A 514-nucleotide genomic window follows, 5' to 3' on the forward strand; every position below is an offset into this window, starting at 1 on the left:
TTTTCGACATAATTGCATGAGGAACTAGATCAAAAGCCGTAAGTAACGAGCAATAAAAAACCGCAGGCATTGCCTGCGGTTTTTTCTAACTTTGCTCACTCAATGCTTAGCTATCATCTTCAGTGAAGTTGGTTGGTAGTTGCTTTTTCATCTCGTTCCAGATTTGAGCACTTTCCATACCGTAGTGGCGAATTACAACTGGCAATTGTTCACGCTGGCCCGTTTCACAAGTTTCTAGCAGTTGACGATAGAATCTTAGCGCCAAATCACGTGAGGCAGGGTTAGAGAAGTAGTAACTGCCAACTCGGTCATACAGCTTCTTCAAGCCATTGAAAATCAAACCGTAGATTTGGTTACCAGAGTGGAATGCTAAGCGTTGGAACAACATGTAATCGTAAAAGTTAAATGTTTTCGCGATCAAGATTTCCTGACGCTTTGCTTCATCTTTTTCGTTGTCTTCTTTAACGCTTTGAAGCACCTTATCCGCATACGGAGAAGAGGCAATGAAATCATC

Annotated in this window: 1 pseudogene; it reads right to left on the reverse strand. The window is 41.8% G+C overall.

From position 1 onward, the window contains the following. Positions 1-106: 106 nt before the first annotated feature. Positions 107-514, reverse strand: a pseudogene (locus R7Q46_RS30435) (fatty acid metabolism transcriptional regulator FadR); the annotation flags it as partial.

The sequence above is a fragment of the Vibrio sp. 811 genome (assembly GCF_033339195.1).